Genomic DNA, 26415 nt, shown 5'->3' with positions numbered 1-26415 from the left:
GCGATGGAGAACTGGGCACATTTATTTATAGAACAGGTTAAAGCTACTTCGGCATTAGAGTGGCTGGCTGTGATATTGGGTGTAGCCGAAGTGCTGCTTGCGCGGGCCAACAAAGTGGGGCTGTACCCAACAGGTATAGCCGCCACTTTGTTATGGATTTACATATTTCTGCACGCTCACCTTTTTGCCGAAAGTTTGCTGAACGTTTACTACGTAGTAATGAGCGCTTACGGCTGGTACCACTGGGTAAAAAAACGCGACCAACCGCAGGTGAAAGTAAGCTTTGCTTCGCGACAGGAGTGGATAGTTACCCTGCTCATTTCATTTGTTGGCTGGGGTGTGCTTTATCTGCTACTCACCAAGTACACGCCGTCAACCGTGCCTATAATGGATGCCTGGGTGTCATCAACTGCTTGGGCGGGAATGTGGCTGCTGGCAAGGCGCAAGGTAGAGAATTGGCTGCTGCTGAATGTGAGTAACCTGTTTGCAATTCCGCTGCTGTTCCATAAACATCTGGTGATGGCTTCGGTATTAACGCTTATACTGTTCATCGTAGCCATTTTTGGCTACCTCGATTGGCGTAAAATTGCGAAAGGAGAACGGGCATGATCCATCATCCTTCAGAATTATTAGAGTCCGATTGGATAAAAATAATAAGAGAGCACGCACCCGGGGCCGAGGCGTTGGGCAAACTTCATCCCAGGCAACTGGAGTTGGTTTATCAGCAGCAATGGTTCAATATGCTGGTGCCGCAAGTTTACGGCGGTATGCAATTTTCGCTTCCTCAACTCGTCAAAACAGAAGAAGCCTTAAGCTGGGCCGACGGTAGTTTAGGGTGGACGGTAACGCTTTGCAGCGGAGCCGGTTTTTTCGGGGGCTTTATTGTGCCCGAGGTTGCGCAACAGATCTTCAAAGATAAAAAAGCCTGCCTTGCAGGCAGCGGTGCCGATACCGGTACTGCTACCGAACAGGGCGGTGGCTATATCATCAACGGCAGCTGGAAATACGCCAGCGGAGTGCATCATGCCACGCATATCACCATTAATTGCCGTATTGTAGATGCCGCAGGAAATCCGTTGACTGTTGACGGCTCGCCGCTTATCCGCTCATTCGTTTTGGATAAAGCCGATGTGCAACTCCAAAGCGGCTGGAAGTATATGGGTATGGTGGCTACAGGCAGCGATGCGTACAGCATCAGGAATGTTCACGTACATAAAAATCGCACTTTTGAGATAGTGCCCGATGCGGCGTTTATTGACGAACCGATCTACAACTATCCTTTTCTGCAATTAGCAGAAGCTACGCTTGCAGCCAACCTATCCGGGATGGCCGTAAACTTTGTGGACCTGTGCAAAGAGGCATTTGAGTTTAAAGCCACCAACCTGCGCCGCGTAAGCGAAGCTAATGCCGAACTAATGATGGAAGCCCGCGAATCAGCAATTATATTATTGAATGCTGCGCGTTCGGCCTTCTTTGATGCTGTGGATAAATCATGGGATGATATTACGAATGAAAAATATCTGAAAGATGTTAGCCGCACCAGCCGTATCCTGGCCCGCATAGCCCGTGAAACGGTTGACGAATTGTACCCCTACTGCGGATTGCTTGCCGCCTCGCCGGATACAGAGTTGAACCGCGTTTGGCGCGATATCCACACCGCCAGCCAGCACGCCTTGCTGACATTTTTGGAGTAAAAAATTACGATTTGCTAATCACGTCATTGCGAGGAGTGATAGCGACGTGGCAATCCCCTACTTACAGAGCGGCTCTGTAGATCGAGGATTGCCACGCTATCGCTCGCAATGACGTAAATAGGATCTCCCCCCTCTTTTGTAACACCATTATAACATAAATATCACACTGTTTGTATACACAAAACCTGATATTTGCCTTTTACCCACACTTATGTTTATGAAGAGAAAAATACTGCTTTCGTTAGGATTAGCCGCAGCCATCTTCAGCTCATCGGCACAAACAAAAAAAGCAACCGTAACCCCGTCGGCAGCATTGCCGCGCCCAAAACTTGTTGTAGGCCTGGTGGTAGACCAAATGCGCTGGGATTATTTATACCGTTATTACGACCGCTACCAAACGGGTGGCTTTAAGCGCATGCTTAATGAAGGTTTTACCTGCGAGAACACGCTGATACCTTACATACCTACGGTAACGGCTGCCGGCCATACCTGTATCTATACCGGTTCGGTACCATCTATCCATGGTATTGCGGGCAATGATTTTATTATCCAGGCAACCGGTAAATCTGTTTATTGTACTGACGATAGTACCGTTGTTGCGGTAGGCAGCACATCAAAAGCGGGCAAAATGTCGCCGCGCAATATGCTGGCAAGTACGGTTACAGATGAGTTAAAGTTTGCTACAAACTTCCGTTCAAAAGTTATCGGTATTGCATTGAAAGACCGTGGTGGTATTTTGCCTGCCGGTCACGCTGCAAATGCAGCTTACTGGTTTGATGATGCCAACGGCAGCTGGATAAGCAGCACATATTACATGACCGACCTGCCTGCATGGGTTAAAACCTTCAACGCAGGTAAACCTGCCGAGAAATATTTGAACATGGATTGGAATACCTTGTATCCTATTAACACCTACGTACAAAGCGAGCCGGATAACAGCCCGCGCCACGAAGGTAAATTCAGCGGCGCCGAAGCACCAACCTTCCCTGTAAAAACATCAACGCTTTATAAAGGCAATGCAGGTTTGATCCGCTCTACCCCTTACGGTAACAGCATGACGCTTGACCTTGCGCGCGCTGCTGTTGAAGGCGAAAATCTGGGTAAGAACGTAGTGACAGATTTTTTGGCAGTAAGCCTTTCTTCTACCGATTATGTAGGCCATCAGTTTGGTCCAAACTCTGTTGAAGCCGAGGATACTTATCTGCGTTTGGATAAAGATCTTGCAGCTTTCTTTACTTATTTGGATGGCAAAGTAGGCAAAGGCAATTACACCGTTTTCCTTACTGCCGACCATGGTGCTGCACACAATGCCAACTTCCTGATAGACCATAAAGTGCCTGCGGGCATCTGGAACGATAGCCCGGTTATGGCCAATATCAATAAAATGATAGAGGATAAATACGGTGTTAAAAAAGGTGTGTTAAGCTTTAATAACTACCAGGTAAACTTTAATTATGCAGAGATCCGCAAGCAAAAAGTAAGCGAAGACGGAATTAAGTTTGATGTGATCCAATACCTGATGACCCAGCCGGAGATTGCTTACGCTGTTGATATGCAGCGTGTGCAGGAAGCCAACATCCCTGCTGCGTTAAAAGAACGTATCCAGAATGGTTACAATCCGGAGCACAGCGGTACTATCCAGATAGTTCTAAAACCGGGATGGTACAGCGGCCACGGCCAAACAGGCACCACACACGGCACCTGGAACCCTTATGATGCACACATCCCGCTGGTATTTATGGGCTGGGGCGTTAAGCACGGCAGCCTTACCCGCGAAACACACATGACAGATATTGCGCCAACCGTTGCACAACTGCTGCACATACAGGCACCAAACGGCAATGTTGGTACCGCCATTGGCGAAGTGCTTAAATAAGAAATTGTCAGATTGATTAAAGGCTGTAGTTAACTCTGCGGCCTTTTTTATTTTTCAGGCGGATAAGCCGTATAAACATGCTCATCCATCACAAAGCCGCGTTTAATAACAGATTGTTGGATAATGCCTTGTTTAATGTATCCCGCTTTTTCCAGCACCCGCATAGATCTTGGGTTTTCGCTAAAAACAAAAGCTTGTACACATATTGCCTCAAGCTTAGTAAAAGCATAATCGGTAAGCAGTTTTACGGCTTCGGCCGTGATGCCTTTGCCCCAGTGCTGTTCGCTTAGCCAGTAGCCGATGAGCGGCGAGTAGCGGTAAACATCTTGTCGAATTTCCAGCCCTATGCCGCCTATGGCTTCGCCGTTAACCTCAATAGCAAATGTGGTTACAGGTGTTTTGGTGGTAATGTGTTCCAGAAACTCTTCAGCATCAACAATAGAGTACGGGTACGGGAAACGGTTAAGCAGGCAGGCGCTCACATTGGGGTTATCCGCATGTTTTTGTAATGCTTTTGCATCATCCATCCGCCATGGGCGAAGCTTAAAACCTTGTCCGTTAAACTCCATTTGTAACAATTGATGGGATAAAAATAGTAATCTTCGCTAAAGTGGTAAATTGCAGCGACTAACTCACGCACATGAAAAAGATCTTTACCCTGTCGTTTGTTTTATTTTCGGCAGGCGCAATGGCCCAGAACCTTGGCCAGCTCACCGTTGAAAAAATAATGCGCGACCCAAAATGGATGGGTACCTCACCCACAAACATAAACTGGAGCGCCGACAGCAAAAAAATATATTTCGACTGGAACCCTGAGAAAGCGGAACGGAGCGCCCTATACGCCATTACCCCAACCAATACCAAACCGCAAAAAGTAAATTTGGATGAGCGCCGCGATATGCCCGGCGATGGCAAATGGAACCGTGCGCACACGCTTGAAGTATTTGAAAAAGATGGCGATATTTATCTTTACCAACTATCTACCAATAAAGCTACACTGCTTACCAACACCACCGATCGCGAAAGCGCACCATCATTTAATACTGATGAAACGGCTATCATTTTTACCCGCGAGAATAATTTGTACTGCCTAAAACTGGCAAAGGGTGAATTGGCACAGCTCACCAATTTTGTTAAAAATACGAGCGATAAAAAGCCGGCAAAAGATAACGAACAGGCCGCCTGGCTAAAGAAACAGCAGCTGGAATTATTCGATATCATTAAGAAAGAAGCGAAAGAGAAAAAGCTTGATTCAATAGAACGGGCTGAGTTAAAAGGCGATAAACTGAAAGAGATAGCCATTGGCGATAAACGCGTAAACTTTCAGCAGGTTAGTCCGGATGGCAGGTATATCACTTACCGCTTAAGCCAGGCTGCCGAAGGCGCAAAAAATGGCATTGTTCCCAACTACGTAACCTCATCGGGCTTTACAGAGGATATCCCGAACCGTACAAAAGTAGGTGCGCCCCAGCAATCGTACGAGCTGTTTATTTTTGATACCAAACGCGATAGCGTTTATAAAGTGATCACTAAAGATATCCCGGGGATAAAAGACATCCCTGATTTCTACAAGGATTACCCTAAAGAACTGGCTGCCATGAAAAAAGCCAATGCAGAGCGTAAAGTAGATATTATTGGCCCCTACTGGAGTCCCGACGGCAAATACGCCGTTGTAAATGTGGATGCACAGGACAACAAAGACCGCTGGCTGATGAAACTGAACGCCGAAACCGGCAAACTAATCCTGCTCGATCGCCAGCACGATGATGCCTGGATAGGCGGCCCGGGCACAGGTGCCTGGTTCGGCAATAGCAGTTTAGGGTTTACGGATAATACCCATTTCTATTACCAAAGCGAAGCCAGCGGCTACTCGCACCTTTACCTGGCTGATGTGGCGAGCGGCTCAAAAAAGCAACTCACATCAGGCAAATGGGAAGTGCAAACGCTGCAGCTATCAAACGACAAAAAGACGTTTTACTTTACCGCAAATATTGAACACCCCGGCATTACCAATTTTTACAGGATCCCGGTTACAGGTGGCGAACCTGTTAAACTTACCACCATGAAAGGCGGTAACGAGGTAACGCTATCGCCCGATGAGAAATGGCTGGCTATCCGCTATTCGTATTCAAACAAACCATGGGAACTTTATGTGCAGTCCAACAAGCCGGGCGCGCAGGCAACGCAGGTTACCCGTTCAACCACACCCGAGTTTAACTCTTACCAATGGCGCGAACCGGAAGTGATCAGTTTTAAGAACCGAATCGGCAAAGATATCTATGCACGTGTTTATGTGCCTAAAAATGCTGACCCGGCTAAACCTGCCGTAATATTTGTGCATGGTGCCGGCTACCTGCAAAACGTACATTACTGGTGGAGCAGTTATTTCCGCGAGTATATGTTTAACAACATGCTGGCAGATAACGGTTATGTAGTAATGGATATTGACTATACCGCCAGCTCGGGCTATGGCCGAGATATCCGTACCGGCATTTACCGCCACATGGGTGGCGCCGATCTGGACGACCAGGTAGATGGCGCAAAACTTCTGGTTGAAAAATATGGCGTTAATGCCAAACACATTGGTATGTACGGCGGCTCGTACGGCGGCTTCATGACGCTCATGGCCATGTTCACCAAGCCCGATGTTTTTGCAGCCGGAGCGGCATTACGTTCTGTAACAGATTGGGCGCATTACAACCACGGTTACACCTCAAACATCCTGAACGAGCCTTATAATGATGAGAAAGCCTATCGCCAAAGCTCGCCTATTTATTTTGCAGACGGTTTAAAAGGCCGCCTGCTGATGTGCCATGGTATGGTTGATCAAAACGTAAACTTCCAGGATATTGTGCGCCTGAGCCAGCGATTGATCGAACTTCATAAAGAGAACTGGGAGCTTGCCCCATTCCCGGTTGAAGACCACGGATTTGAAGAGCCAAGCAGCTGGACAGATGAATATAAACGCATCTACAAGCTGTTTGAAGAAACACTAAAAGGAAAATAAAACAAAAAAGCCGCAAGAACATTGCGGCTTTTTTAATTCAATATGCGAACGAAATTTAAGCTTCCTGCTGAATTTCTGCCGCCACTTTCTTCATCGAAAGGATAAACACCGTAGCAATGATCAGCAATGCTCCTACCCAATCCATCAGCTTAAAAGATAAACCTAACAGGGCAACTGAAATAAGCGTTGCCGAAAGCGGCTCGGCAGAGGTAAGTACGCTTGCTTTTTGTCCGCCGATAAGGTGTACAGCCTGCAGGTAAAGGTAGAACGGAAACAGCGTGCCGAAGATTACCACAAACAATGTGTTGCCGTAAGTATAAATATCCCAGATGCCATCGGGCTTCCAGGGCGCTTTAATTAATGATATGGCAATGCCGCCGATAAATAGGCCCCAGCCGATTACGCTAACCGCGCTGAATTTTTTTAGTAATGGCACGGGCAACAGCGTATAAGTAGCCAGACTAACTGCAGATGCCATGCCCAAACCAAAAGCCAATGGCGAAATATTTAAAGCACCGATATTGCCATGCGTAACCAACAGCACCGTACCTAACACCGCTAAGAATATAGCGAAGTACTCTTGTCTAACCAATCTCTGCCCATGGCGGATGGCCAGGTAAATAGCGATCATTACCGGTGCGGAAAACTGCAGGATAGTTGCGGTTGCCGCATTTGAAAATTTAATGGCGGCAAAGTAGGTGTATTGTACGGTAAGCATCCCGAAGATACCGAACATGAGCAGTTTGCCGCGCGATGGTTTATCCAGCCAGATGTTGCGTACATCTTTATCCTTTTTGGCTAAAGCAAATAATAACAATATACCGCCGGCGCCTAACATACGTACAGACATTAGCCATTCTACACTGATATCGCGTTGCTGAAATAAAAACTGCCCGCAAGTGCCGGATACACCCCATAGCGTTGCGGCTATTATTGCCATTATAATCCCTTTGCTGTTGTTGGTTTGATTTGCCATGGCGCAAAAATAAATTGCATAGCTTGCATTTTTTGCTCAATTTTTATTGATTTGTGCAAGTTTGTTTCATTTTAAAACACCAAATGGAGGCTTTAGACCCGTTAGACTACAAAATTCTGGAAATACTACAGGTGAATAATATGGCCTCGCAGCGCGAGATAGGTAATACTATCGGTCTTTCGGCTCCTGCAGTGCAGCGCCGCATTGTGCGTATGCGCGAGATGGGTGTCATCAAAAAGGATATAGCCGTGTTAGATCCGGAGCATTTGGGCCAGCTCATCACTATTGTGGTGCAGGTAGAAATGGAAACCGATAAAGTAGAACTGGTAACCAAAACCAAGCGAAAATTTGAGCAAACGCCGCAGGTACAACAGTGCTACTATGTAACCGGCGAGGCCGATTTTATCCTGATAATGGTGGTGCACAATATGAAAGAATATGAAACCCTAACGCACGAGTTGTTCTTTAATAATCCGGGTATTCAAAGGTTTAAATCGTCCATCTGTATGGATATCGTGAAGAGCGGGTTGAGTTTGCCAGTACCTAAATCAGATAAATAAGGATATGAAAAGACATTATTTTCTGCTGATCTTATTACTCGCCGCCTGTTCCAGGCCTCAAAAGCTTACCTCAACGGTTGCGGTATCTGTGACGGCTGATCATCGTTCCGTACAATTTAAAGGATTAGACAGACTGGTTATTGGTGAAATATCAAGAGATACCAATGCGGCAGTTTGGCAAAGCCTGGTAGCTGTTTACAAAATGCCGGCAGATACCGACCTAAAAAGCTACCAGCCTGTGCAGCCGGGCAAATACCGGGTGCAGGATTCGGTTGTGGTGTTTACGCCTGATACGCCTTTCGTAAAAGGAAAAACTTATTTTGTGCGTAACTACCGGCCCGATGCCGCCAATCACCTGTCAGATTATATAAAAGGCCAAGCCCATGTTGGCAGCCTTAAATACATTGATTTGATTTTTAAGCCATAAGGGCTTTGAAAATCCGTAAAAACATATTATATTTGCATTGAAAATTAAAAAAGAGGGGGCAGTGTGTCCCCTCTTTTATTTTATCGACCAATTTTTCCTGCCTTAAAACAGGGCGAAAACACAACGATAATGAACATTGAAAAGCGAGTAACAGAGCTGGTTGAAGAGAAGATTGCGGAACTACCACACGTTTTCCTGGTTGATGTAAAAATGCATTCGAACGGGAAACTCATCATCCTGGTTGATGGTGATAACGGTGTAGGTATTGCCGATTGCGCAGCTATCAGTCGCCACGTAGGTTTCCATCTCGAGGAAGAGAACGTGATAGAGAATGCCTACAATCTTGAAGTATCATCACCGGGTATTGATGCCCCGCTTAAGCTAACAAGGCAGTTTACCAAAAACATTGGCCGTAACTTGAGCATTAAGATGGATGACGGTACCAAACGCGAAGGCAAACTATTGGCCGCAGGCGATGAGGCTATCCAGATAGAAGAGACCATAAAGCAAAAAGGTAAAAAAGCAGAGATAGTGGAGAGCACTATCCCGCTTGATAAAATAACAGAAACAAAAGTTTTAATATCATTCAAGTAATAAGAGAAGATGAGCAATATTAATTTAATTGATTCTTTTCAGGAGTTTAAAGACTTCAAGAATATTGACCGCCCAACCATGATGAGCGTACTGGAAGACGTTTTCAGAAGCATGATCAGGAAAAAATACGGCACAGATGAGAATTGCGACGTTATCGTGAACACCGACAATGGTGACTTAGAGATATGGCGCACACGTACCGTAATGGAAGATGGTTTTAGCGAGGATGATGACCTGGAAATTGAACTGGCAGAAGCACACACAATTGACCCTGACCTGGAAGTTGGTGACGACTTTATTGAGCAGATCACTTTAGAAAGTTTTGGCCGCCGTGCAATTTTAGCTGCACGCCAAACACTGGTTTCTAAAATTCTGGAGCTGGAGAAAGACGAGATCTTTAAAAAATACAAAGACCGCGTTGGCGAAATTGTTACCGGCGAGGTTTACCAGGTTTGGAAAAAAGAAACTTTGGTACTGGATGATGAAGGTAACGAATTGTTGCTTCCAAAAACCGAGCAGATCCCTGCAGATTACTTCAAAAAGGGAGACAGCGTACGTGCAGTTGTGAGCAAAGTAGATATGATGAACAGCAATCCTAAGATCATCATTTCGCGTACTGCTCCCGAGTTCCTGCAGCGTTTGTTTGAGCTTGAGGTACCGGAGATATTTGATGGTTTAATTACTATCAAAAAGATCGTTCGCGAACCGGGCGAGCGTGCAAAAGTTGCCGTTGAATCTTATGATGACCGTATTGACCCTGTTGGTGCCTGTGTGGGTATGAAAGGTTCACGTATCCATGGTATCGTTCGTGAGTTGAAGAACGAGAACATTGACGTAATTAACTACACCAACAACGTACAACTGTACATACAGCGTGCATTGTCTCCGGCTAAGATCACTTCGATCAAGTTAGATGACGAGAAAAAAACCGCTGCAGTTTACTTAAAACCAGATCAGGTATCATTGGCTATCGGCCGTGGTGGCCATAACATAAAACTGGCAGGTAAATTGACAGGATACGAAATTGATGTTTACCGCGAGGCAGATGAGCACGATGAGGATGTGGACATCGAAGAATTCTCAGACGAAATTGATAGCTGGATATTAGACGAATTCAAACGCATTGGTTTGGATACGGCAAAATCAGTACTGCAGCTATCTGTAGGCGAATTGGTGAAACGTACCGACTTAGAAGAAGAGACGGTAAAAGAAGTTTTATCAATTCTGCAGGCTGAGTTTGAATAAAACCGAATAACAAATTAAAAATCGTATTTTTGCGATAATTAGAGAGAAAATTTAATAAATGTCAGAAGACAAATCCATAAAATTAATTAAAGCGGTAAAAGAACTCAACATTGGTATGGGTACTATTGTCGACTTTCTTGGCTCCAAAGGTTACAAAGTAGAAAAGCAACCGATGGCCAAGTTAGATGGCGAAATGTATGATGTGCTTTTGAAGGAATTTGCTGCTGATAAAGTTATTAAGGAGGAGGCCAAACAGATCAGTATCGGCAAGATCAGAAAAGAGGAAACCCCTGCGGTTCCTGAGCAACGCCCTGCAAACGCGGGCCGCTCACGAGATTTTGACAACGAGGAGATATTGATCAAAAATGCGGGCCAGTTTACTTCGACGCCGGCTGAGAAGCCGAAACCGGCAGAGCCAGAAGAGGCCAAAGCCGAGGAACGTAACGATGGGTTACCGGGCGTTAAGGTAGTTGGTAAAATTGACCTTGATAATTTGAACAAGCCGGCTGCGAAGCCTGCCACCCCGGAACCGAAACCAGAGCCTGTTGTTGAGAAAGCACCAGAGCCGGTTGTTGCCCCTGTTGCCGAAAAAGCACCTGAGGTACAAAAGCCAGTAGAAGCACCTGCTGCCCCTGTTGCTGAGAAAGCACCGGAAGCACCTGCTGCGCCTGTTGCAAAACCAGAGCCCGTTGCCGAGAAAGCACCGGAGCCGGTTGCTACTGCTACACCAGTAACAAGTGCACCGGTTGCTGAAATACCTGCAGCAGCAGATGAGCAGGCAGAGGTTATCCGCGCAAATGCAGAGCGCCTTTCTGGTCCTAAGATCATTGGTAAGATACAGCTACCTGTTGAGCAGCCAAAACGTGGCGGCCCGGTAGCATCTTCATCTAACGCGCAAAATAACGCTGCCGATCAAAAACGTAAGCGTAAACGTAAAGAAGGTGGTGGCCAGCAACAACAGTTGAGTGGCACTATTAACCCTAACCGCCCCGACTTTAGGAACCGCCCGCCACAGCCGCAAGGTGGTGGCAATGCTAACCCTAACCGTCCCGACTTTAGGAATAACAGGAACGCACCACCTTCAACACCAAAAGAAGAACCTTCAGAAAAGGATATACAAGACCAAATTAAGGCTACGCTTGCCCGCTTAAGTGGTGCAGGTAAGTCTGGTAAGTTCTCACAGCGTGCCAAGTTCCGTCGTCAGAAACGTGATGACGTAGCAGCAAGTGCTGAAGAGCTGGCAATGGAGCAGGAACTTCAATCGAAAATATTGAAGGTTACCGAGTTTGTTACCGCAAACGAATTGGCTTCGATGATGGATGTTCCGGTAACGCAAATTATCGGTACTTGTATGAGCCTTGGTATGTTCGTGTCTATCAACCAGCGTTTGGATGCCGAAACCCTAAGCATTGTTGCTGATGAGTTTGGCTACCAGGTTGAGTTTGTGAAACCACAGGACGAAGAGGCTAACCTTGACCAACCTGACGAACCGGAAGACTTGATACCGCGCTCTCCTATCGTGACCATCATGGGCCACGTTGACCACGGTAAAACATCATTGCTTGACTTTATCCGCAAAACCAACGTAATTGGTGGCGAGGCGGGTGGTATAACCCAGCACATTGGTGCTTACGAGGTTACCCTGCCTGAGAATAAAGGAAAGATCACCTTCCTGGATACACCGGGTCACGAAGCGTTTACCGCTATGCGTGCTCGTGGTGCGCAGGTTACAGATATTGTTATCATCGTAATTGCTGCTGATGACAGCGTGATGCCACAAACCCGAGAGGCTATAAACCACGCGCAGGCTGCAGGTGCACCAATCATCTTCGCATTCAACAAAATTGATAAACCGGGTGCCAATGCTGATAAAGTGCGCGAGCAGTTATCAACCATGAACATCCTGGTTGAAGAATGGGGTGGTAAATATCAAACACAAGAGATATCTGCAAAAAGCGGTTTAAATATCGACCTGTTGTTAGAGAAAGTATTGCTTGAGGCCGAGTTATTGGAGCTAAAAGCTAACCCTAACAAACGTGCCGTTGGTACCGTAATTGAAGCTGCCTTAGATAAAGGCCGTGGTATTGTTACCACTGTACTGGTACAGGCAGGCCGTTTAAAAGTGGGCGACCCTATATTAGCTGGTTGCTACAGCGGCCGTGTTAAAGCATTAACCAATGAGCGTGGCCAGCGTGTAGAATCTGCAGGCCCATCAACACCGGTACAGGTATTGGGTATGCAGGGCGCGCCAACAGCGGGCGACAGGTTCAACGCACTTGACAGCGAACCGGAAGCACGCGAGATAGCTAACAAACGCTTACAGTTACAGCGCGAGCAAGGCCTGCGTACGCAGAAACACATCACGCTTGATGAGATCGGACGTCGTTTGGCTGTGGGTAACTTTAAAGAGCTTAACGTTATTGTTAAAGGTGACGTGGATGGTTCAATTGAAGCGTTATCAGATTCATTACTGAAACTATCTACAGAGCAGATACAGGTTAACATTATCTCAAAAGCAGTTGGTCAGATCTCAGAGTCAGACGTATTGCTGGCTTCAGCATCAGATGCGATCATCATCGGTTTCCAGGTTCGCCCATCACAAAATGCGCGTAAACTTGCCGAGCAGGAGCAGATCGATATCAGGCTGTACTCTATCATCTACGACGCGATCAACGAGATCAAAGCGGCGATGGAAGGTATGCTTGCACCAACATTTGAAGAGAAGATTGTTGCTAACGTTGAGATCCGCGAAACCTTCAAGATCAGCAAGGTGGGTACCATTGCAGGTTGTATGGTGTTAGATGGCCAGATCAACCGTAATAGCAAGATCCGTATCATCCGCGATGGTGTGGTAGTACATACCGGCGAGCTGGCTTCATTAAAACGTTTCAAAGACGATGTTAAAGAAGTTAAGCAAGGTTACGAGTGTGGTTTGAACATAGCCAACTACAACAACATTGAAGTAGGCGACATAGTAGAAGCATACGAAAACGTAGAAGTAAAACGTAAACTGGCGTAAGCGGGTTAACAGATAAAAAGTAAAGGACGGCTATTTAGCCGTCCTTTTTTGTTTAAGAAAAGTATAAAACCATGTCATTGCGAGGAGCGCCAGCGACGTGGCAATCCTCTCGCGTTCATCTACATGCGAGGAGATTGCCACGCTATCGCTCGCAATGACACATTCGATAATTGCTTTTTACAACGTAAAAACTACCTTAAAACTCACATTCCTTCCCATATTATAAATTCCCGAGCGGCCGTTGGGCGATGCATTGTAATACTCGAAATACTTTAACCTGTTGAGGTTGGATTGATAAGCAACATCAAACAAGTTATCTCCTTGTATAAACAAATCACAAATAGGTTTGCCCGATTTTCGTTTAATGCTCGCACCCACACCTGCGTGTACTAAAGTATATCCCGGCGTTGGTGTTTCTGTATCATTCAGCGCGTAATAGCGGTTCTGCGCCGCAAACAGATCTATACCGGTGCGCAGCCATAGTTTGGAGAACAACCCGTAGCTACCATTCAATTTAAACTTCACATCAGACTGCCAGTGGAACGGTGGAATAAAAGGCAGGTATTTGGCGGCCCCATTGCTTTGCTCTATCAGCTTCTCGTTTTTATTAAGGCCGATAACATAAGCAAGGCTATTACTCAGCTCAAACCAATTGGTAGCCTGCGGATGCACGTTAAAAGTAAACTCAGCCCCGTATAAGCGGGCTTTCGATTGCTGGTACTGGTAGGTGGTATTGCCGGGCACAATGATCACCGGATTGCCGTTCTCATCATCCAGCCGCGATTGGTAGATGTAGTTATCGATGTTGTTATTGAATACCTCAAGGGCGAGGTCGGCATCTTTCAGATAAGCGATAAATCCCACATCTTCCTGTAAACTAAACTCCGGATTAAAATTGCGGTTACCCAGGTAAACAATGTGTGCTCCGGGATCTAAGCCGTTACTGCCAATTTCTGTAATGTTCGGCGCGCGGTAGCCGCGGGCTATATTGGCTTTTAATAGCACGCGTTCGCTTACGTTATAAGTGAGGCCTAAACTGCCGGAGATGCCATAATAGTTATGGCTGAAAGAAGGGAATTGCAGGTTCCCTGCAGGATCATCAGCCCCTACCTTTTGTTCAAAACCGTTAGCGGGATTTGGTCCCACGTAGAAGTCGTTCCAGTTAATGTGGCGGGTATCATAACGAATGCCGCCTGATACATCCACCTTACCGAATTTCTTTTTTGCAAACGCAAAACCACCAATGTCAAACAAATTATAGTCGGGTATTGGGAAATCGGTAGCATTCTTACTGGTGTTGTTTTGGTAAATGCCGTTCACCCCGAAGGAAGTTTCCCAGCCGTGCCATATCTGCGGGCTGAAGCGGAAATCGTAATTAATGGTATTCAGCGTTACATAAAGCCCTGCCTGCTGCGGTTGTGTGGGGTGGTTGTATTCCCTGCGGATGCTCTGTTGCCAGCCCAGGGCTGCGTCAAATATACCGCCGCCCACTTTTACTTCGGTTTTGTTATAGATGCGGTAATGTTGGATGTGCTGATGCAGCGGAGTCATGCCATAAGAGGTTAGCCATTCATTCGGCACAAAAGGGCGGTTCTTGATGTCGTCCCTATCGCCCTCTGCCACCTGCACCGTAAACCTGCGGCTAAGCGAATCCCTGCTCCCATCAGGTATTTCCTGCTTGTTGTTATACGCAGCCGCGCTGAATTGTGAGTACCCCCATTGTTTATCAACCCTTGCCATGCCCGAGAATATGTATTCCTGGTAGGCGGTGTTGTAAACGTAGCCATCCACTTGGTTATGGTAGTTATGTGCTGTTTTGCCGGTAGCCCTGAAGGCATATTTCCAATCATTCTGCTTGTAAGCCAAACCAAGTGACGAAGCGATGAGGCCATTATTGGTATGATATTCCGTAGTAACGTCGCCGTTCAACCTGCCATTCTCCCCTGCGGGGATGTAAGGGATCAGGTTGATGACCCCGGCCAGCGCGTCCGACCCATAGGTTAAACTTGCCGGGCCTTTTATTACCTCGGCGCGGGCCATGCCGTATTGGTCAACCTCAATGCCGTGCTCATCGCCCCATTGCTGGCCTTCCTGCCGGATGCCATCATAAAGGGTAAGCACACGGTTGTAGCCCAGCCCGCGGATGAAGGGCTTGGAAATATTTGGCCCGGTGGTTACCGCCGTTACGCCGGGTACCCCTTTGGTAATGGCTTCAATGATGTTGCTGTTTACGTTTTGCTCGATGTCTTTTTTGGTTAAAACGGCAATAGGCACGGGATTGCTGCGCAATTCCGTAGCGCGCGATACGCCGGTTATTACTACCTCGTTCAGTTTAGAGCTGCCTTCTTTCAATTCCGCATTCTGAACAAGGGTATCGGCAGTTATATGCACTTTAATATGCTGCGAGAAGTAACCGATACTTGAGAATACTGCAACATAATCGCCGGGTTTTATCCGTGCTAATTTATATGCGCCATTGCCATCTGTTGTTGTGCCGTACGTAGTGCCTTGTAAACTAACGCTGGCATAAGCCAATGATGAGCCGCCGGATATTACCTTGCCGGCCAATACGCCTTGCTGAGCATAAAGTGTTGATGATGTGAATATAAGCAGACAAGTGATTAAGCAACGCATTGTTATGTATTTTGCACAAACGTATAAATTAAATTTTATTAATTGAATAAATAAAATTAGTCTCACCTAATTTTATTTATAACTGATGCTAATTGTTTATGTTTGTATAAGCCGGAAAATAAAATGATCACCCTATCAGAAGAGAACTACTTAAAATGCATTTACCGCCTTTGGCAGGATAAAGGGCAAAAGATAACGCCTACTGCGATAGCCGAATCGTTGGGGAACAACCCGGCATCGGTAGTAGATATGATCCGTAAGCTTACGGATAAGCAGCTCATCAACTATGACAAGAAGAAAGGTGTTGAACTGACCGCACAGGGCCAGAAAGACGCCACCATGATCGTTCGTCGCCATCGCTTGTGGGAAGTTTTCTTGTTGGAGAAGCTGGATTACCACTGGGATGAGATACATGACATAGCCGAAGAACTGGAGCATATTAAAGATGCCACCCTTGCAGATAGGCTCGATAAATTCCTCGGCTTCCCCGAATACGACCCGCATGGCGACCCTATCCCAAAAGCTAACGGTAAAATGGCCAAGCGCTACTCTACCACCCTGGCCGATGTAAAGACGGGCGGGCAATGCCGCGTAGTTGCCGTTAAGGATACTACCAGTCAGTTTTTACAGTATTTGCAAAAACTGGGTATCAACATCGGCACAAAAATTCAATTGATAGAGAAGATCTCGTTTGATAACTCGCTGGTAATAAGTATTGACGGGGCAGAGCATAAAACCGTATCGCAAAAATTTGGCGAGAGCTTGCTGATTGATATGTAATGATAAAACAGCAAAAGCCACAATGCATAACATTGTGGCTTTTGTATATAAAGGAAACCTAAGTACTTAATCTAAACTGATCTGGCGTTTAATACTTTCTTCTAAAGAGATGAAAGTTTCGGTACGCTGTATGCCCGATACGCTTTGGATCTGCTCGTTCAAAACCTCGCGCAGGTGGTTGGTATCATGACAAACAATTTTAGCGAAAATGCTCCAGCTGCCGGTGGTGTAATGCAGCTCAACAATCTCAGGTATTTTTCTCAATTGTGCCACGGCATCGTTATACTGCGACCCTTTCTCAAGGAAGATACCCAGGAAGGCAGTAACATCATACCCTAATTTCTGCGGATTAACTTCCAGGCTGGCACCTTTTATAACGCCCATCTCCTCCAGTTTCTTCATGCGCACGTGTATGGTACCGCCGGAAACGATTAGTTCTTTTGCAATCTCGGTGTACGGAGTAGTTGCATTTTTCATTAAAATGGATAAAATCTGAATATCCAGATTATCAATTTCTAAATTTTGAGGTTTCCTGTGAGGCATAATTTCAAATATCTTTATTTATACACAAGTTTAATTAAAATAAAACTAAAAATAAAAATATTTTGTTGAAATATTTGCAAGAAAACGATAGCTCCTTTACTTTTGTATTAAGCGATTGCTAATTGCTAAGCGTTCTTTAAACAAAAACAACATTGTTGGGTGGTGAAATTTTTGGCAGACACACCTCCTTGTCCCGGTGGCGGAGAGCATAGGAAACCCGAAGCGGGCTAACTACTCCTTGAAGGTTCGAACCCTTCCCCAACAGCAAGTTCTAAGTCTTAAGTACTAAGTCCGGAGTCGCAAGTCGACTTCAGGCTAATGACTAAAGGTTTCAGACTTATATCCTGTAGGATGGTGAAATTTTTGGCAGACACACCTCCTTGTCCCGGTGGCGGAGAATAATGGGAAACTCTTAGCAATAAGAATAACCACTCCTTGAAGGTTCGACCCCTTCTCCTACAGCTCTTCTCATAATTTAGGTTTATAATTGGTTAGTAAAGGCTCCTGCCCATCAGGAGCTTTACTTTTATAATAGAATTTCTAAAATTTATAATAACGAACATCAAATGTTGAATAATGAATATTGAAGGTGTATTTCATCATTCTTAAATCGGAATTCGGTGTTCGATATTATCCAAAGACAGCAAAGCCGCGGCATACATGCCGCGGCTTTGCTCATTATACAATAAAACACAGATCCGTTTTTAGAAGAACTTAAAGCCTACGCTAAGTGCCCAAAGGTTTTGGCGCTGGCCAAAGTTCTGGTTTATTTTGGTGAGGCCGCCCTCGTACCTGAAATCGGCCGTGATGTGACCAATATCAACACCGGCACCGGCCTGGAAGCCTAAGGTACTTTTCTTGTAATCGCCAAAATCATTATACGCGCCACTCACATTGTCGCTAAAGCTTTGATTTTTATCAAGCACATAGCTGTAAACAGGGCCGGCCATTATCCTGAAATTGAGGTTATCACCACCAAAACCTTTACCAATTAACAACGGCAGGTTAAGCGAGGTAAAAGTTACTTTGCCGTTGGTGGTGGTTGTAGTCCCGTTGTTGTTAAAATCAAATTTACCGCCGCTGCTGCCCAGGTAAAGCTCGGGCTGTAAGTAAAGGTTATGGCCAAAGCGTGCAAATGCACCCACCTGGTAACCCGTTACTGATGATTCACTTACATTATCGGCATTAATTTTTGAGAAGTTAACGCCCGCCTTTGCTCCCAGCGAGAACTGGGCTTTGGCGCTAAACGCTGCTGCTAAAATTATAGCAAAACTTAAAAGGTACTTTTTCATAGTTGTCTGTTTTTAGTTTTACCGCATACGCCCCTTACTATCAATTGGTTTATTTTAAAGACAAACAGGGGTATAATTGGCTGTTAATAAACTGTTTCGATGCGCTTTTGTGTTAAAAGTTTAACACGCTGCATCATCTTAAACGTTTAACGCTGTGTTTTTTATATTTTTGCTTCAATAAATTCTTTTTATGGCAGAGATTACAATTAGCGATAAGGACTGGAAACGTGTTAAAATAAAACTTCAGCGTAAATACAACCACCTTACCGACGAAGAATTACAATACACCGCAGGGCAGGAAGACCAACTGATTACCCGTATTGCCGAATTGGTGAACCGCAACAGGGAATACGTGGTTTTTACACTGAAAAAAGCGCTTGTAAATATTGATACTAACAGGCTGTAAAAACAGTTTATAGTAAAAAGTCGGCAGGCTTTTATATATTTATAGTTCAAGTGCTTACCGATGAAGGAAGAACGCGCATTAAATCGATTTAAAAAACCTGCGCTTGTTGTGGGTGCCCTGGGCCTTGCCTTTGGGTTATGGAGTTTTCAGGACGATCTCTTCCAGATATCAAAAAACCTTGATGTATTTGCCTCGGTATATAAAGAGGTGAATTTGAACTATGTTGATGATATCAACTCGGCCAAGTTGGTGAAAACGGGAGTTGATGCCATGTTAGATGGCCTTGATCCTTATACCGAGTTTGTGCCCGAGAGTGAGGTTGAGGATTATAAACTCCATTACGTAAGCACGCAATACGGCGGTATAGGCGCCAGTATTTTCCTTCGTGATAACAAAGTATTCATCTCGGATATTTTTGAAGGCTTTGCCGCGCAGAAAGCAGACATACGCCAGGGCGATCAGTTGATGAAGATCAATGATATCGATCTTTCCGGCAAAACTAATGATCAGGTAAGCGCCCTGCTTAAAGGTTCAAAAGGTGCTGCAGTAAAACTCTTGCTGAAACGCGATAATGAAGCCCCGGTTGCTAAAAGCCTGATACGTGACGAAATCAAACAACCAAACGTAGTTTACTACGGCATGGTAGCCGGTAATATGGGTTACATAAAACTCAACAAGTTTTTAGAGAACTCGGCCGAGGAAGTGACCACCGCGCTTGCTGCCCTCAAGAAAAATAATCCCAACGGTATTATTCTCGACCTACGCTCAAATGGTGGCGGTATATTACAGGAAGCTGTAAAAATTGTGAATCTTTTCGTGCAAAAAGATGTGCTGGTGGTATCGCAAAAAGGTAAAGTAAAAGAAAAAAACTTTAGCTATAATACCGTTGCTACGCCAATGGAGCCTACTTTGCCGCTGGTTGTCTTGGTTAATGGCCGCTCGGCATCTGCTTCAGAAATTACCGCCGGAGCTTTGCAGGATCTGGACAGGGCTATAGTGATCGGTCAGCGTAGTTACGGAAAGGGCTTAGTACAGCAAACCTTTAACCTGCCTTATAACAGCCTGGTTAAAATAACTGTTGCTAAGTACTACATTCCAAGTGGCCGTTGCGTGCAGGAGTTGGATTACGCCCACCGTAAAGATGATGGTAGCGTTATTAAAGTGGCCGATTCATCAATACACGAGTTTAAAACCCGTAATGGCCGCTCTGTTTACGATGGCAGCGGTATCTACCCTGATATTGCCGTGAAACAGGAGCGCTTTGCCAACATCACATCAACCTTAATAAGTAAGTTGTTTGTGTTTGATTACGCTACAAAATACCGTAACAGCCATCCGCAGGCAATAGACCCCAAAGTATTTAAGTTTACCGATGCCGATTATGCCGACTTTACTAAATACCTGGAAGGCAAAAATTATACATATACCCCTGTATCAGAAAAAATGCTGAACAGCCTTAAAGCAGAGGCTACAAAAGAAAAGCAGTTTAGCCAGATCCAGGCCGAGTTTGATGCATTAAAAGCCAAGATGGCTGCCAACAAGCAAAGCGATCTGCAGATGCATAAGGACGAGATAAAACAAGTGCTGGAGAACGAGATCTCATCGCGCTACGCATACGAGAAGGGCCGCTATGAAGCTAACTTTAAGTATGACAGGGAGCTGGCCGAGGCGGTGAAAACCATGCAGAATAAAACGCAATTGGCATCTATCCTAAAAGGCGAAGGCAGCTTCAAAGTGATTGGCAAACCTGTACTGGCCATGGCTGGTAAAAAGGATGATAAAGACGATAATGATTAATGAAGCCGACTATCCACTTAGCAATTATTTTCTTCTTAAGCCTCCTCTCAAATCTTTCGTTCGGGCAAAGTAAATCAGACCCTGCCGGTTTGCTGTATGGCGATTGGGTTTGTGTAAAACACTATTATCGTGGATTGCAGAAATTCTCAGCAAAGCAGGCAGAGCAGATCCGAAAATCTACATTAAGTATCAGGCCCAACACCTATAGCTTTAGTAAGGCGAAGTTTGTGAAACAATGCCACTTTTATAAATGGCAAATGCACAAGTTTGATCTGGCCGAAGAGGCTTATTCTTATAGTTTTCAATACGCATACACTAAACCGGAGCTGGCAAAAATGGGGGCTTACGAGCCTGTTGATGCAAAAGGTGAATATGCTTGCTTTAATGAGTGCTCTGGTATTTTTATGAAAAAGGATACCGTAATAATGTCTTGCGGTGGCTATGCTTTTTTTTGGCTTAGGAAGAAAAATCAGTAAAATCATCCGGCGTTTCTGCCCCGCCCATGTTAAAATAACAGTTGTAACATCAACGCTACACACTAAACTGTTTATCGCCAACACTGTCATATCTACAAAACTTTACAGATATGAAAAAGATGATTTTAACCGCAGCGATATTTTTAGGCTGCATAGCATACAAACAAGAAGCGAAAGCACAAATTAGTTTAAGCATTAACATTGGCAGCCAGCCCGACTGGGGCCCTACCGGTTACGACCATGTAGATTATTACTACCTGCCGGATGTTGGCGCTTATTACGATGTACCTGCACACCAGTATGTTTACTATGAAAACAACACCTGGGTACGCCGCACATCATTACCAAGCCGTTACGCCAACTACAACCTTTACAATGGCTACAAAGTAGTAGTTAACGAGCGCCAGCCATGGTTACGTGATAATGTGTACCGTACCAAATACGCCAGCTACCGTGGCCGCACCGGCCAAACCATCATCCGCGATAGCCGCGACGTTAAGTACCGCGACCACTGGATGGCTAACAAACAACGCCAGGCGTACCACAAAGAGTTACAACGAGATCGTAAAGACGCACGTAAAGATTACAAAGACTACCGTAAGGATGTAAAACAGTATAATAAAGACCGCAGACACGGCCATTAATCAAAAAAAGCCGCGACTATAATAAAAAAGTTAAGGGTTGCCAAACAAGGCAACCCTTAACTTTTGCGCCATTTATACTAACTATTGTTTAAAATTATTTTAAATAGCCTGTAACCTTTGGCATATTTTTTCGTTGAAAGATAAAAACATTTAACCTATGGATAATTTTAAAGGAACACTGCATGCACGTGTGCACAAGTGGATGGATGCGATAGGCTTTAGGCTAAATACATCGCAAACAAGTGGAAAAAGTAAGATAACCACCAATCATTATTTCTTTGAGACCTTTAACTTTTTTGAGAAGGAGAGAGATAATGACCATACTAAAACAAGGTTTTTGTGTTTTGATATGTATGGAGAAAAGATCAATGTGAAAACATTGTTAGATATCCAGACTGCATTCTTCGATAATATAAGTCAACTAAAATAAATGTGTACTAAACAAGAAAGCCGCCGGTTTTACACGGCGGCTTCTTGCTTTGGTAATTTTGCTGCTTACCAGGTTGTTTTTGGCCAGCAGTTGTTGTTATCTTGTTTTACAGCAGTGTCGTCTGTTAAACGGCCCGGTGCACCCATGCTCATGTTAACCACAGGGCGGGTTGGGTTCAATGCTTCTTTTATACGTAAGCGCAGGTCTGTATTGTGTGCAGCAGTAAGCGCATCGCCGCCGGCAGGCAGGCTTTTGCTTATCTTGCTTAACTCAACACGTACCATCGGCCTAATGTCAGACAAGGCAATGTTTATTGGCGTAAAGCCGATGTTAGCCAGTTGCGCAGGTGTAGCACCCGGGAAACTTCTGCTCGCATCATCATTCAATAAATTTTTCAGGTTATCAATATAGCCGCGTTGCAGGTTACGTTTAAATTCATCCAATTTGCCTTTAAAGATACCTGCACGCAGGTCGTCAAATAAATTAGCAACTGTGTAAGCGCTTGCTCCGTTTTTAGATTGGTTATCATACATACGGGCCAGGCGCGATGCATTGATAACGTTGGCAACGGCATTAACCTGTACTGCTTTAATGCGGCTAAGTGTAGTACCGTTATCAAATTTGCTTAGCTCCTCGCGGTTAATTAACCAGGTTGGCGTGGTAAACACTTGTTGGTTTAAGAAAGCCACTGCATCGTGCTGAAGGGCTTTGTTAACGAAACCATAAACCGGGCCCTTTTGGTCGTAAGTTTTAAAGTTCTCGTTCATGCCGCCAATGTTCATGGTAACGTGGCCTATGTAGCGGTTGTACTGGCCTATCACTTCATTATAAAGTGTTTCAACGTCGTCAAACTCCTCACCTTTCTGGTAGGTCCATTTCTCAAGGTTTGGCAGTATACGTTTTAAGTTGGCAATACCGTAAGTGCTTGCTTTCATGGCATTATCGCCCAAATCTTCGTTTTGTAAACGAGGGTCGATAGAGGTACCCTGGCGGCCGTAGTAATAAAGCGGGTTACCTGCTTTTGCTTTGGTCCATACATCAAGCGCTTCTTTTTCCTGTTGTGCAGTTTTGTTGCCCGGGAAATAGCTGTAGCCCCATTTAATCGACCATAAGTCGTACTCGCCAATTTGCGGGTAAAGGTGGGTTACACCGTCGCCGGGCTGTGCAATGTAGTTAAAGCGGGCATAGTCCATAATTGATGGCGCTGTACCGTGTTTAGCCGTAAAGGTTTTTGAGCGCAACGAATCAACAGGGTAAGCATAGCTCGAGCCGAAGTTGTGCGGCAAACCTAATGTGTGGCCTATCTCGTGCGATGATACGAAACGGATCAGCTCGCCCATTTGCTCATCGGTAAATTTAGCCATGCGTACTTTAGGGTTAACTGCGGCCGTCTGGATAAAGAACCAGTTGCGCAGCAGGCTCATTACGTTGTGGTACCAGCCTACGTGGCTTTCCAGGATCTCGCCGGTGCGCGGGTCTGAAATGTGGGGGCCGTAGGCATTCTGTACGTCTGATGCAAAGTAACGCACTACGCTGTAACGTGCATCCTCAGTACTAAATTCAGGATCTTCTTTTGCTGATGGCGCTTCTTTACCTACAATGGCATTTTTAAAGCCAGCAGCTTCGAAACCTTTATTCCAGTCGTTGATACCAGCAATAAGGTACGGTACCCATTTTTTAGGCGTAGCCGGGTCTATGTAGTAAACTATCTGTTTCTTTGGTTCAACCAATTCGCCGCGGGCATAAGCAGCCTCGTCCTTAGGCTCCAGTCTCCAGCGGTGGATGTAGGCGGTAACTTCAGCTTTTTGCGCATCGGTACCATAATCAACCTGGCGCTGGCCAAAGAAACCCACACGCGAATCATTCAAACGTGCTTTCATCGGTGTTTTTGGCAGCAATAACATCGATGTATTAAACTCAAAAGTTAAAGCCGCGTTGCTGTTATCAGTAGGTGATTCGCCTGCGCGGAAAGTTTTCAACGTACGAACTTCAAGGTTGATAGGAAAACTCCTTACCGTATCAATGTATGATCGGCTTGCATCAATACCTGATAATTTGTACTGCTTTTTAATATTATCGGGCACGCTGATGGCAGCTATATCGCCATTGTAAAAGTCGGTTACGTCAACCAAAACGCCTGTGGTATCTTTGTTGTAAGCTTTGATATCGAAAGCTGCCAGTACTGCATCAAGGTTTGAGTTTTTAACCGATGCATACATGTCTGATGTACTATCGGCACGTACAGAGTAGCTTGGCACACGTACAAAAACCTGTTTATCGTGGCGCTGCCATTTCCAAACCTGGTCATTCACTTCCTCGCCGCCGTATTGCTGGCCAAAAGATTTTAAGCCAACCGGTGTTTTAACAAATCGGGTTACTACCAGCATTTCGCGGTTAAGCAGGCTGTCTGGTATTTCAAAGTAATACTTGCCATCCACTTTATAAGTAGTGAACAGGCCGGTATCGCCTTTAGCTTTGCCGATAAGATCGCTGAATTTTTTGATGCCTTCTTTTTTGCCGGCACCAACTGTTGCGGTTGCTGTAGAGCCGCCGCCCGGGGTTGAAGTAGTTTTTAAGGTAACAGTACTTGCTGCCTGCTTTTTGGTAGCGCACGATGATGCCAACGCTGCTGCAGAAATAGCTGCTACCTGTACATACGTTTTTAAACGTAGAGAGGTGATCATAGTTAATTAATTAGTTTTACAGTAAAACGTAAAAATATCTAATTAATCAAATATGTTACGCAACATATTTATTACTAAATGCCTTTAATTACAATTGCCTGCGCAGGTTGATCACTACCCGATCGTGGCGGCCGTCATGATATACTTCTAACAGCAAGCTTCGGCCGGGTGTCTTAAAATAGTTATCTATTTCTTCGGTGGTCATTTTTGATACAGGTTTAAAATTGATGGATACGATCTCATCTCCCCTTAACATTCCGATATCATCAGCTGCCGAGCCGGCTGCAACTCGCGAAACGATGAGGCGCGATAGGTCTTTACCGGCAAGGTAATACTCAATGCCGCTCATATCGTGCTCAAAAGGCGCTTTAAATGTATTGCTGGGCCTTATGTACATAAACCCGTTGCTATAATCAAACCCAATATTGAATTTTTTAAGGATATCCATGCCAAGGTTACCATCGCGCTGTACGGACGCCCGCTGCACATAATCTTCGCTCGGGAAGGATGTGATCACGTTTTTAAGCGTATACTTTCCCATATCCACCGACTTTATCCGGCTTAGATAACCAGAAATAGGGCCGTTCAACGCCACGCCGAGGTTGGCCGTTATAGCACCTTTAGGCAACCCGTACTTTTTAATCATATTCTCAATAGATACCGGATGCCCTGCGCCCAGATCAATAACAAATTTGTTGAGCACATTGGTACCATCAGGCATGGTGATATAAGTTTGCAGGTAGGGCTTGTGGTCTTCTATCGTGATGGGTATTTTTTGGCTTTTTCTAAACGGTTTAAAGTCTTTAGGCCGGTATACGGTCATCAGGCTGTCGTTAAAATTTATGTTAACACCCAGGCCGTTAAAAAACTCGTAGCCCAACAGGCCATGGATAGGCATACCTACGTGCCCCGAAAGGTCAAAAAGATCGTTCTTTAAAACGGCTGCAGATATACCATTACTAACAAGGCCATCAATACCTAAATTAAGCTGCGGGCTAACCAATGCTTCTGACGCATCGCCATCGCCAAGACCATTTAACCGAATGGTTCTTGCATGCGGAAGCTTGAGCGAATCAACCAGGCTATAATCAGTAATGATCATTAAGCCTACACCGGTATCAATAATAAAGTTAAAAGGCCCTTTATCATTAATAAGCAGTTTCACAACCATCATGTTGCGCATCATTTTAAAGGGGATGTTCACCTTTTTTCTGCCCGGCTCTAATGTGAAATATTGTGCGTTTGCAAATTGAAGCGCACACGCAAGCAATGCGGTAAAAAACAGGGCTTTAACCCAAAAATATGTGGCTTTCCCGGCTAACACTGGTTAC

The 26415-nt window shown here is 45.2% G+C and carries 22 protein-coding genes and 1 tRNA gene; 16 read left to right on the top strand and 7 right to left on the bottom strand.

The window, feature by feature from the left end:
* Positions 1-3 precede the first annotated feature (3 nt).
* From pnuC to pafA, 3 genes are all read left to right on the top strand, one after another.
* Positions 4-609, top strand: coding sequence for a nicotinamide riboside transporter PnuC (pnuC, locus tag D0C36_RS13975; protein WP_117392240.1), 606 nt, complete (start codon positions 4-6; stop codon positions 607-609).
* Positions 606-1694, top strand: a complete 1089-nt coding sequence (locus tag D0C36_RS13970) for an acyl-CoA dehydrogenase family protein (protein ID WP_117392239.1) — start codon at positions 606-608, stop codon at positions 1692-1694. The genes pnuC and D0C36_RS13970 overlap by 4 nt, the downstream gene beginning before the upstream one ends.
* Positions 1695-1911: 217 nt before the next feature.
* Positions 1912-3570 (top strand): alkaline phosphatase PafA, encoded by a 1659-nt coding sequence (gene pafA, locus D0C36_RS13965; RefSeq protein ID WP_117392755.1) that lies wholly within the window; start codon positions 1912-1914, stop codon positions 3568-3570.
* 47 nt (positions 3571-3617) lie between these two features.
* Here the strand turns inward: pafA and D0C36_RS13960 are convergent, their stop codons facing one another.
* Positions 3618-4139: a GNAT family N-acetyltransferase gene (locus D0C36_RS13960; protein ID WP_117392238.1), complete on the bottom strand. Its 522-nt coding sequence runs from the start codon at positions 4137-4139 to the stop codon at positions 3618-3620.
* A gap of 71 nt (positions 4140-4210) precedes the next feature.
* Here D0C36_RS13960 and D0C36_RS13955 point away from each other — a divergent pair, with 71 nt between their 5' ends.
* Complete coding sequence (locus D0C36_RS13955; protein ID WP_117392237.1) at positions 4211-6577, top strand: prolyl oligopeptidase family serine peptidase; 2367 nt, start codon at positions 4211-4213, stop codon at positions 6575-6577.
* Between the two features lie 55 nt (positions 6578-6632).
* Here the strand turns inward: D0C36_RS13955 and D0C36_RS13950 are convergent, their stop codons facing one another.
* Entirely contained in the window at positions 6633-7553 is a 921-nt protein-coding gene (locus D0C36_RS13950) for a DMT family transporter (protein ID WP_117392236.1), read from the bottom strand.
* A gap of 83 nt (positions 7554-7636) precedes the next feature.
* Here D0C36_RS13950 and D0C36_RS13945 point away from each other — a divergent pair, with 83 nt between their 5' ends.
* The 5 genes from D0C36_RS13945 (at position 7637) to infB (ending at position 13398) form a co-directional block, all read left to right on the top strand.
* Positions 7637-8113, top strand: coding sequence for an Lrp/AsnC family transcriptional regulator (locus tag D0C36_RS13945; protein ID WP_117392235.1), 477 nt, complete (start codon positions 7637-7639; stop codon positions 8111-8113).
* Between the two features lie 4 nt (positions 8114-8117).
* The gene (locus D0C36_RS13940; protein ID WP_117392234.1) at positions 8118-8540 is read left to right on the top strand and encodes a hypothetical protein; all 423 of its coding nucleotides are present in this window, start codon (positions 8118-8120) and stop codon (positions 8538-8540) included.
* 129 nt (positions 8541-8669) lie between these two features.
* Positions 8670-9134 (top strand): ribosome assembly cofactor RimP, encoded by a 465-nt coding sequence (rimP, locus tag D0C36_RS13935; RefSeq protein WP_117392233.1) that lies wholly within the window; start codon positions 8670-8672, stop codon positions 9132-9134.
* A 9-nt stretch (positions 9135-9143) separates the two neighbouring features.
* Positions 9144-10379 (top strand): transcription termination factor NusA, encoded by a 1236-nt coding sequence (gene nusA / locus D0C36_RS13930; protein WP_117392232.1) that lies wholly within the window; start codon positions 9144-9146, stop codon positions 10377-10379.
* 58 nt (positions 10380-10437) lie between these two features.
* Entirely contained in the window at positions 10438-13398 is a 2961-nt protein-coding gene (gene infB / locus D0C36_RS13925) for a translation initiation factor IF-2 (RefSeq protein ID WP_117392231.1), read from the top strand.
* Positions 13399-13575: 177 nt separating this feature from the next.
* Here the strand turns inward: infB and D0C36_RS13920 are convergent, their stop codons facing one another.
* Positions 13576-16032 carry a TonB-dependent receptor gene (locus D0C36_RS13920; RefSeq protein ID WP_117392230.1) on the bottom strand — a complete coding sequence of 819 codons (2457 nt, stop codon included), beginning with the start codon at positions 16030-16032 and terminating at the stop codon, positions 13576-13578.
* 123 nt (positions 16033-16155) lie between these two features.
* On the opposite strand from D0C36_RS13920, the gene D0C36_RS13915 reads away from it, so the two are divergent.
* Complete coding sequence (locus tag D0C36_RS13915; RefSeq protein WP_117392229.1) at positions 16156-16812, top strand: metal-dependent transcriptional regulator; 657 nt, start codon at positions 16156-16158, stop codon at positions 16810-16812.
* Between the two features lie 66 nt (positions 16813-16878).
* Here the strand turns inward: D0C36_RS13915 and D0C36_RS13910 are convergent, their stop codons facing one another.
* Entirely contained in the window at positions 16879-17355 is a 477-nt protein-coding gene (locus D0C36_RS13910) for an Lrp/AsnC ligand binding domain-containing protein (RefSeq protein WP_117392228.1), read from the bottom strand.
* A 153-nt stretch (positions 17356-17508) separates the two neighbouring features.
* Between D0C36_RS13910 and D0C36_RS24535 the strand changes: the two genes are divergently transcribed.
* Positions 17509-17620, top strand: a tRNA-Asp gene (locus tag D0C36_RS24535).
* A gap of 439 nt (positions 17621-18059) precedes the next feature.
* Here D0C36_RS24535 and D0C36_RS13905 read toward each other — a convergent pair.
* The gene (locus tag D0C36_RS13905; RefSeq protein ID WP_117392227.1) at positions 18060-18647 is read right to left on the bottom strand and encodes a porin family protein; all 588 of its coding nucleotides are present in this window, start codon (positions 18645-18647) and stop codon (positions 18060-18062) included.
* 190 nt (positions 18648-18837) lie between these two features.
* Here D0C36_RS13905 and D0C36_RS13900 point away from each other — a divergent pair, with 190 nt between their 5' ends.
* The 5 genes from D0C36_RS13900 to D0C36_RS13880 all read left to right on the top strand — a co-directional run bounded on the left by D0C36_RS13900 (position 18838) and on the right by D0C36_RS13880 (position 22400).
* Positions 18838-19053 (top strand): CsbD family protein, encoded by a 216-nt coding sequence (locus tag D0C36_RS13900; protein ID WP_117392226.1) that lies wholly within the window; start codon positions 18838-18840, stop codon positions 19051-19053.
* A gap of 60 nt (positions 19054-19113) precedes the next feature.
* The gene (locus D0C36_RS13895; RefSeq protein ID WP_117392225.1) at positions 19114-20850 is read left to right on the top strand and encodes a S41 family peptidase; all 1737 of its coding nucleotides are present in this window, start codon (positions 19114-19116) and stop codon (positions 20848-20850) included.
* A complete protein-coding gene (locus tag D0C36_RS13890) occupies positions 20850-21326 on the top strand; it encodes a hypothetical protein (protein WP_117392224.1) in 477 nt (158 codons plus the stop codon). Before D0C36_RS13895 ends, D0C36_RS13890 begins: the two co-directional genes overlap by 1 nt.
* A 110-nt stretch (positions 21327-21436) precedes the next feature.
* Positions 21437-21970: a hypothetical protein gene (locus D0C36_RS13885; RefSeq protein WP_117392223.1), complete on the top strand. Its 534-nt coding sequence runs from the start codon at positions 21437-21439 to the stop codon at positions 21968-21970.
* 157 nt (positions 21971-22127) lie between these two features.
* A complete protein-coding gene (locus D0C36_RS13880; protein WP_117392222.1) occupies positions 22128-22400 on the top strand; it encodes a hypothetical protein in 273 nt (90 codons plus the stop codon).
* Positions 22401-22465: 65 nt separating this feature from the next.
* On the opposite strand, the gene D0C36_RS13875 is transcribed toward D0C36_RS13880, so the two are convergent.
* The gene (locus D0C36_RS13875; protein WP_117392221.1) at positions 22466-25084 is read right to left on the bottom strand and encodes a zinc-dependent metalloprotease; all 2619 of its coding nucleotides are present in this window, start codon (positions 25082-25084) and stop codon (positions 22466-22468) included.
* An 88-nt stretch (positions 25085-25172) separates the two neighbouring features.
* Complete coding sequence (locus D0C36_RS13870) at positions 25173-26258, bottom strand: aspartyl protease family protein (RefSeq protein ID WP_158557114.1); 1086 nt, start codon at positions 26256-26258, stop codon at positions 25173-25175.
* Positions 26259-26415: the final 157 nt, after the last annotated feature.

The sequence above is a fragment of the Mucilaginibacter conchicola genome (genome assembly GCF_003432115.1).
In the GTDB taxonomy this organism is placed as follows: Bacteria; Bacteroidota; Bacteroidia; order Sphingobacteriales; family Sphingobacteriaceae; genus Mucilaginibacter; species Mucilaginibacter conchicola.
The sequence above is the reverse complement of the archived record's forward strand: the minus strand, read 5'-3'. Positions and strand labels throughout refer to the sequence as shown.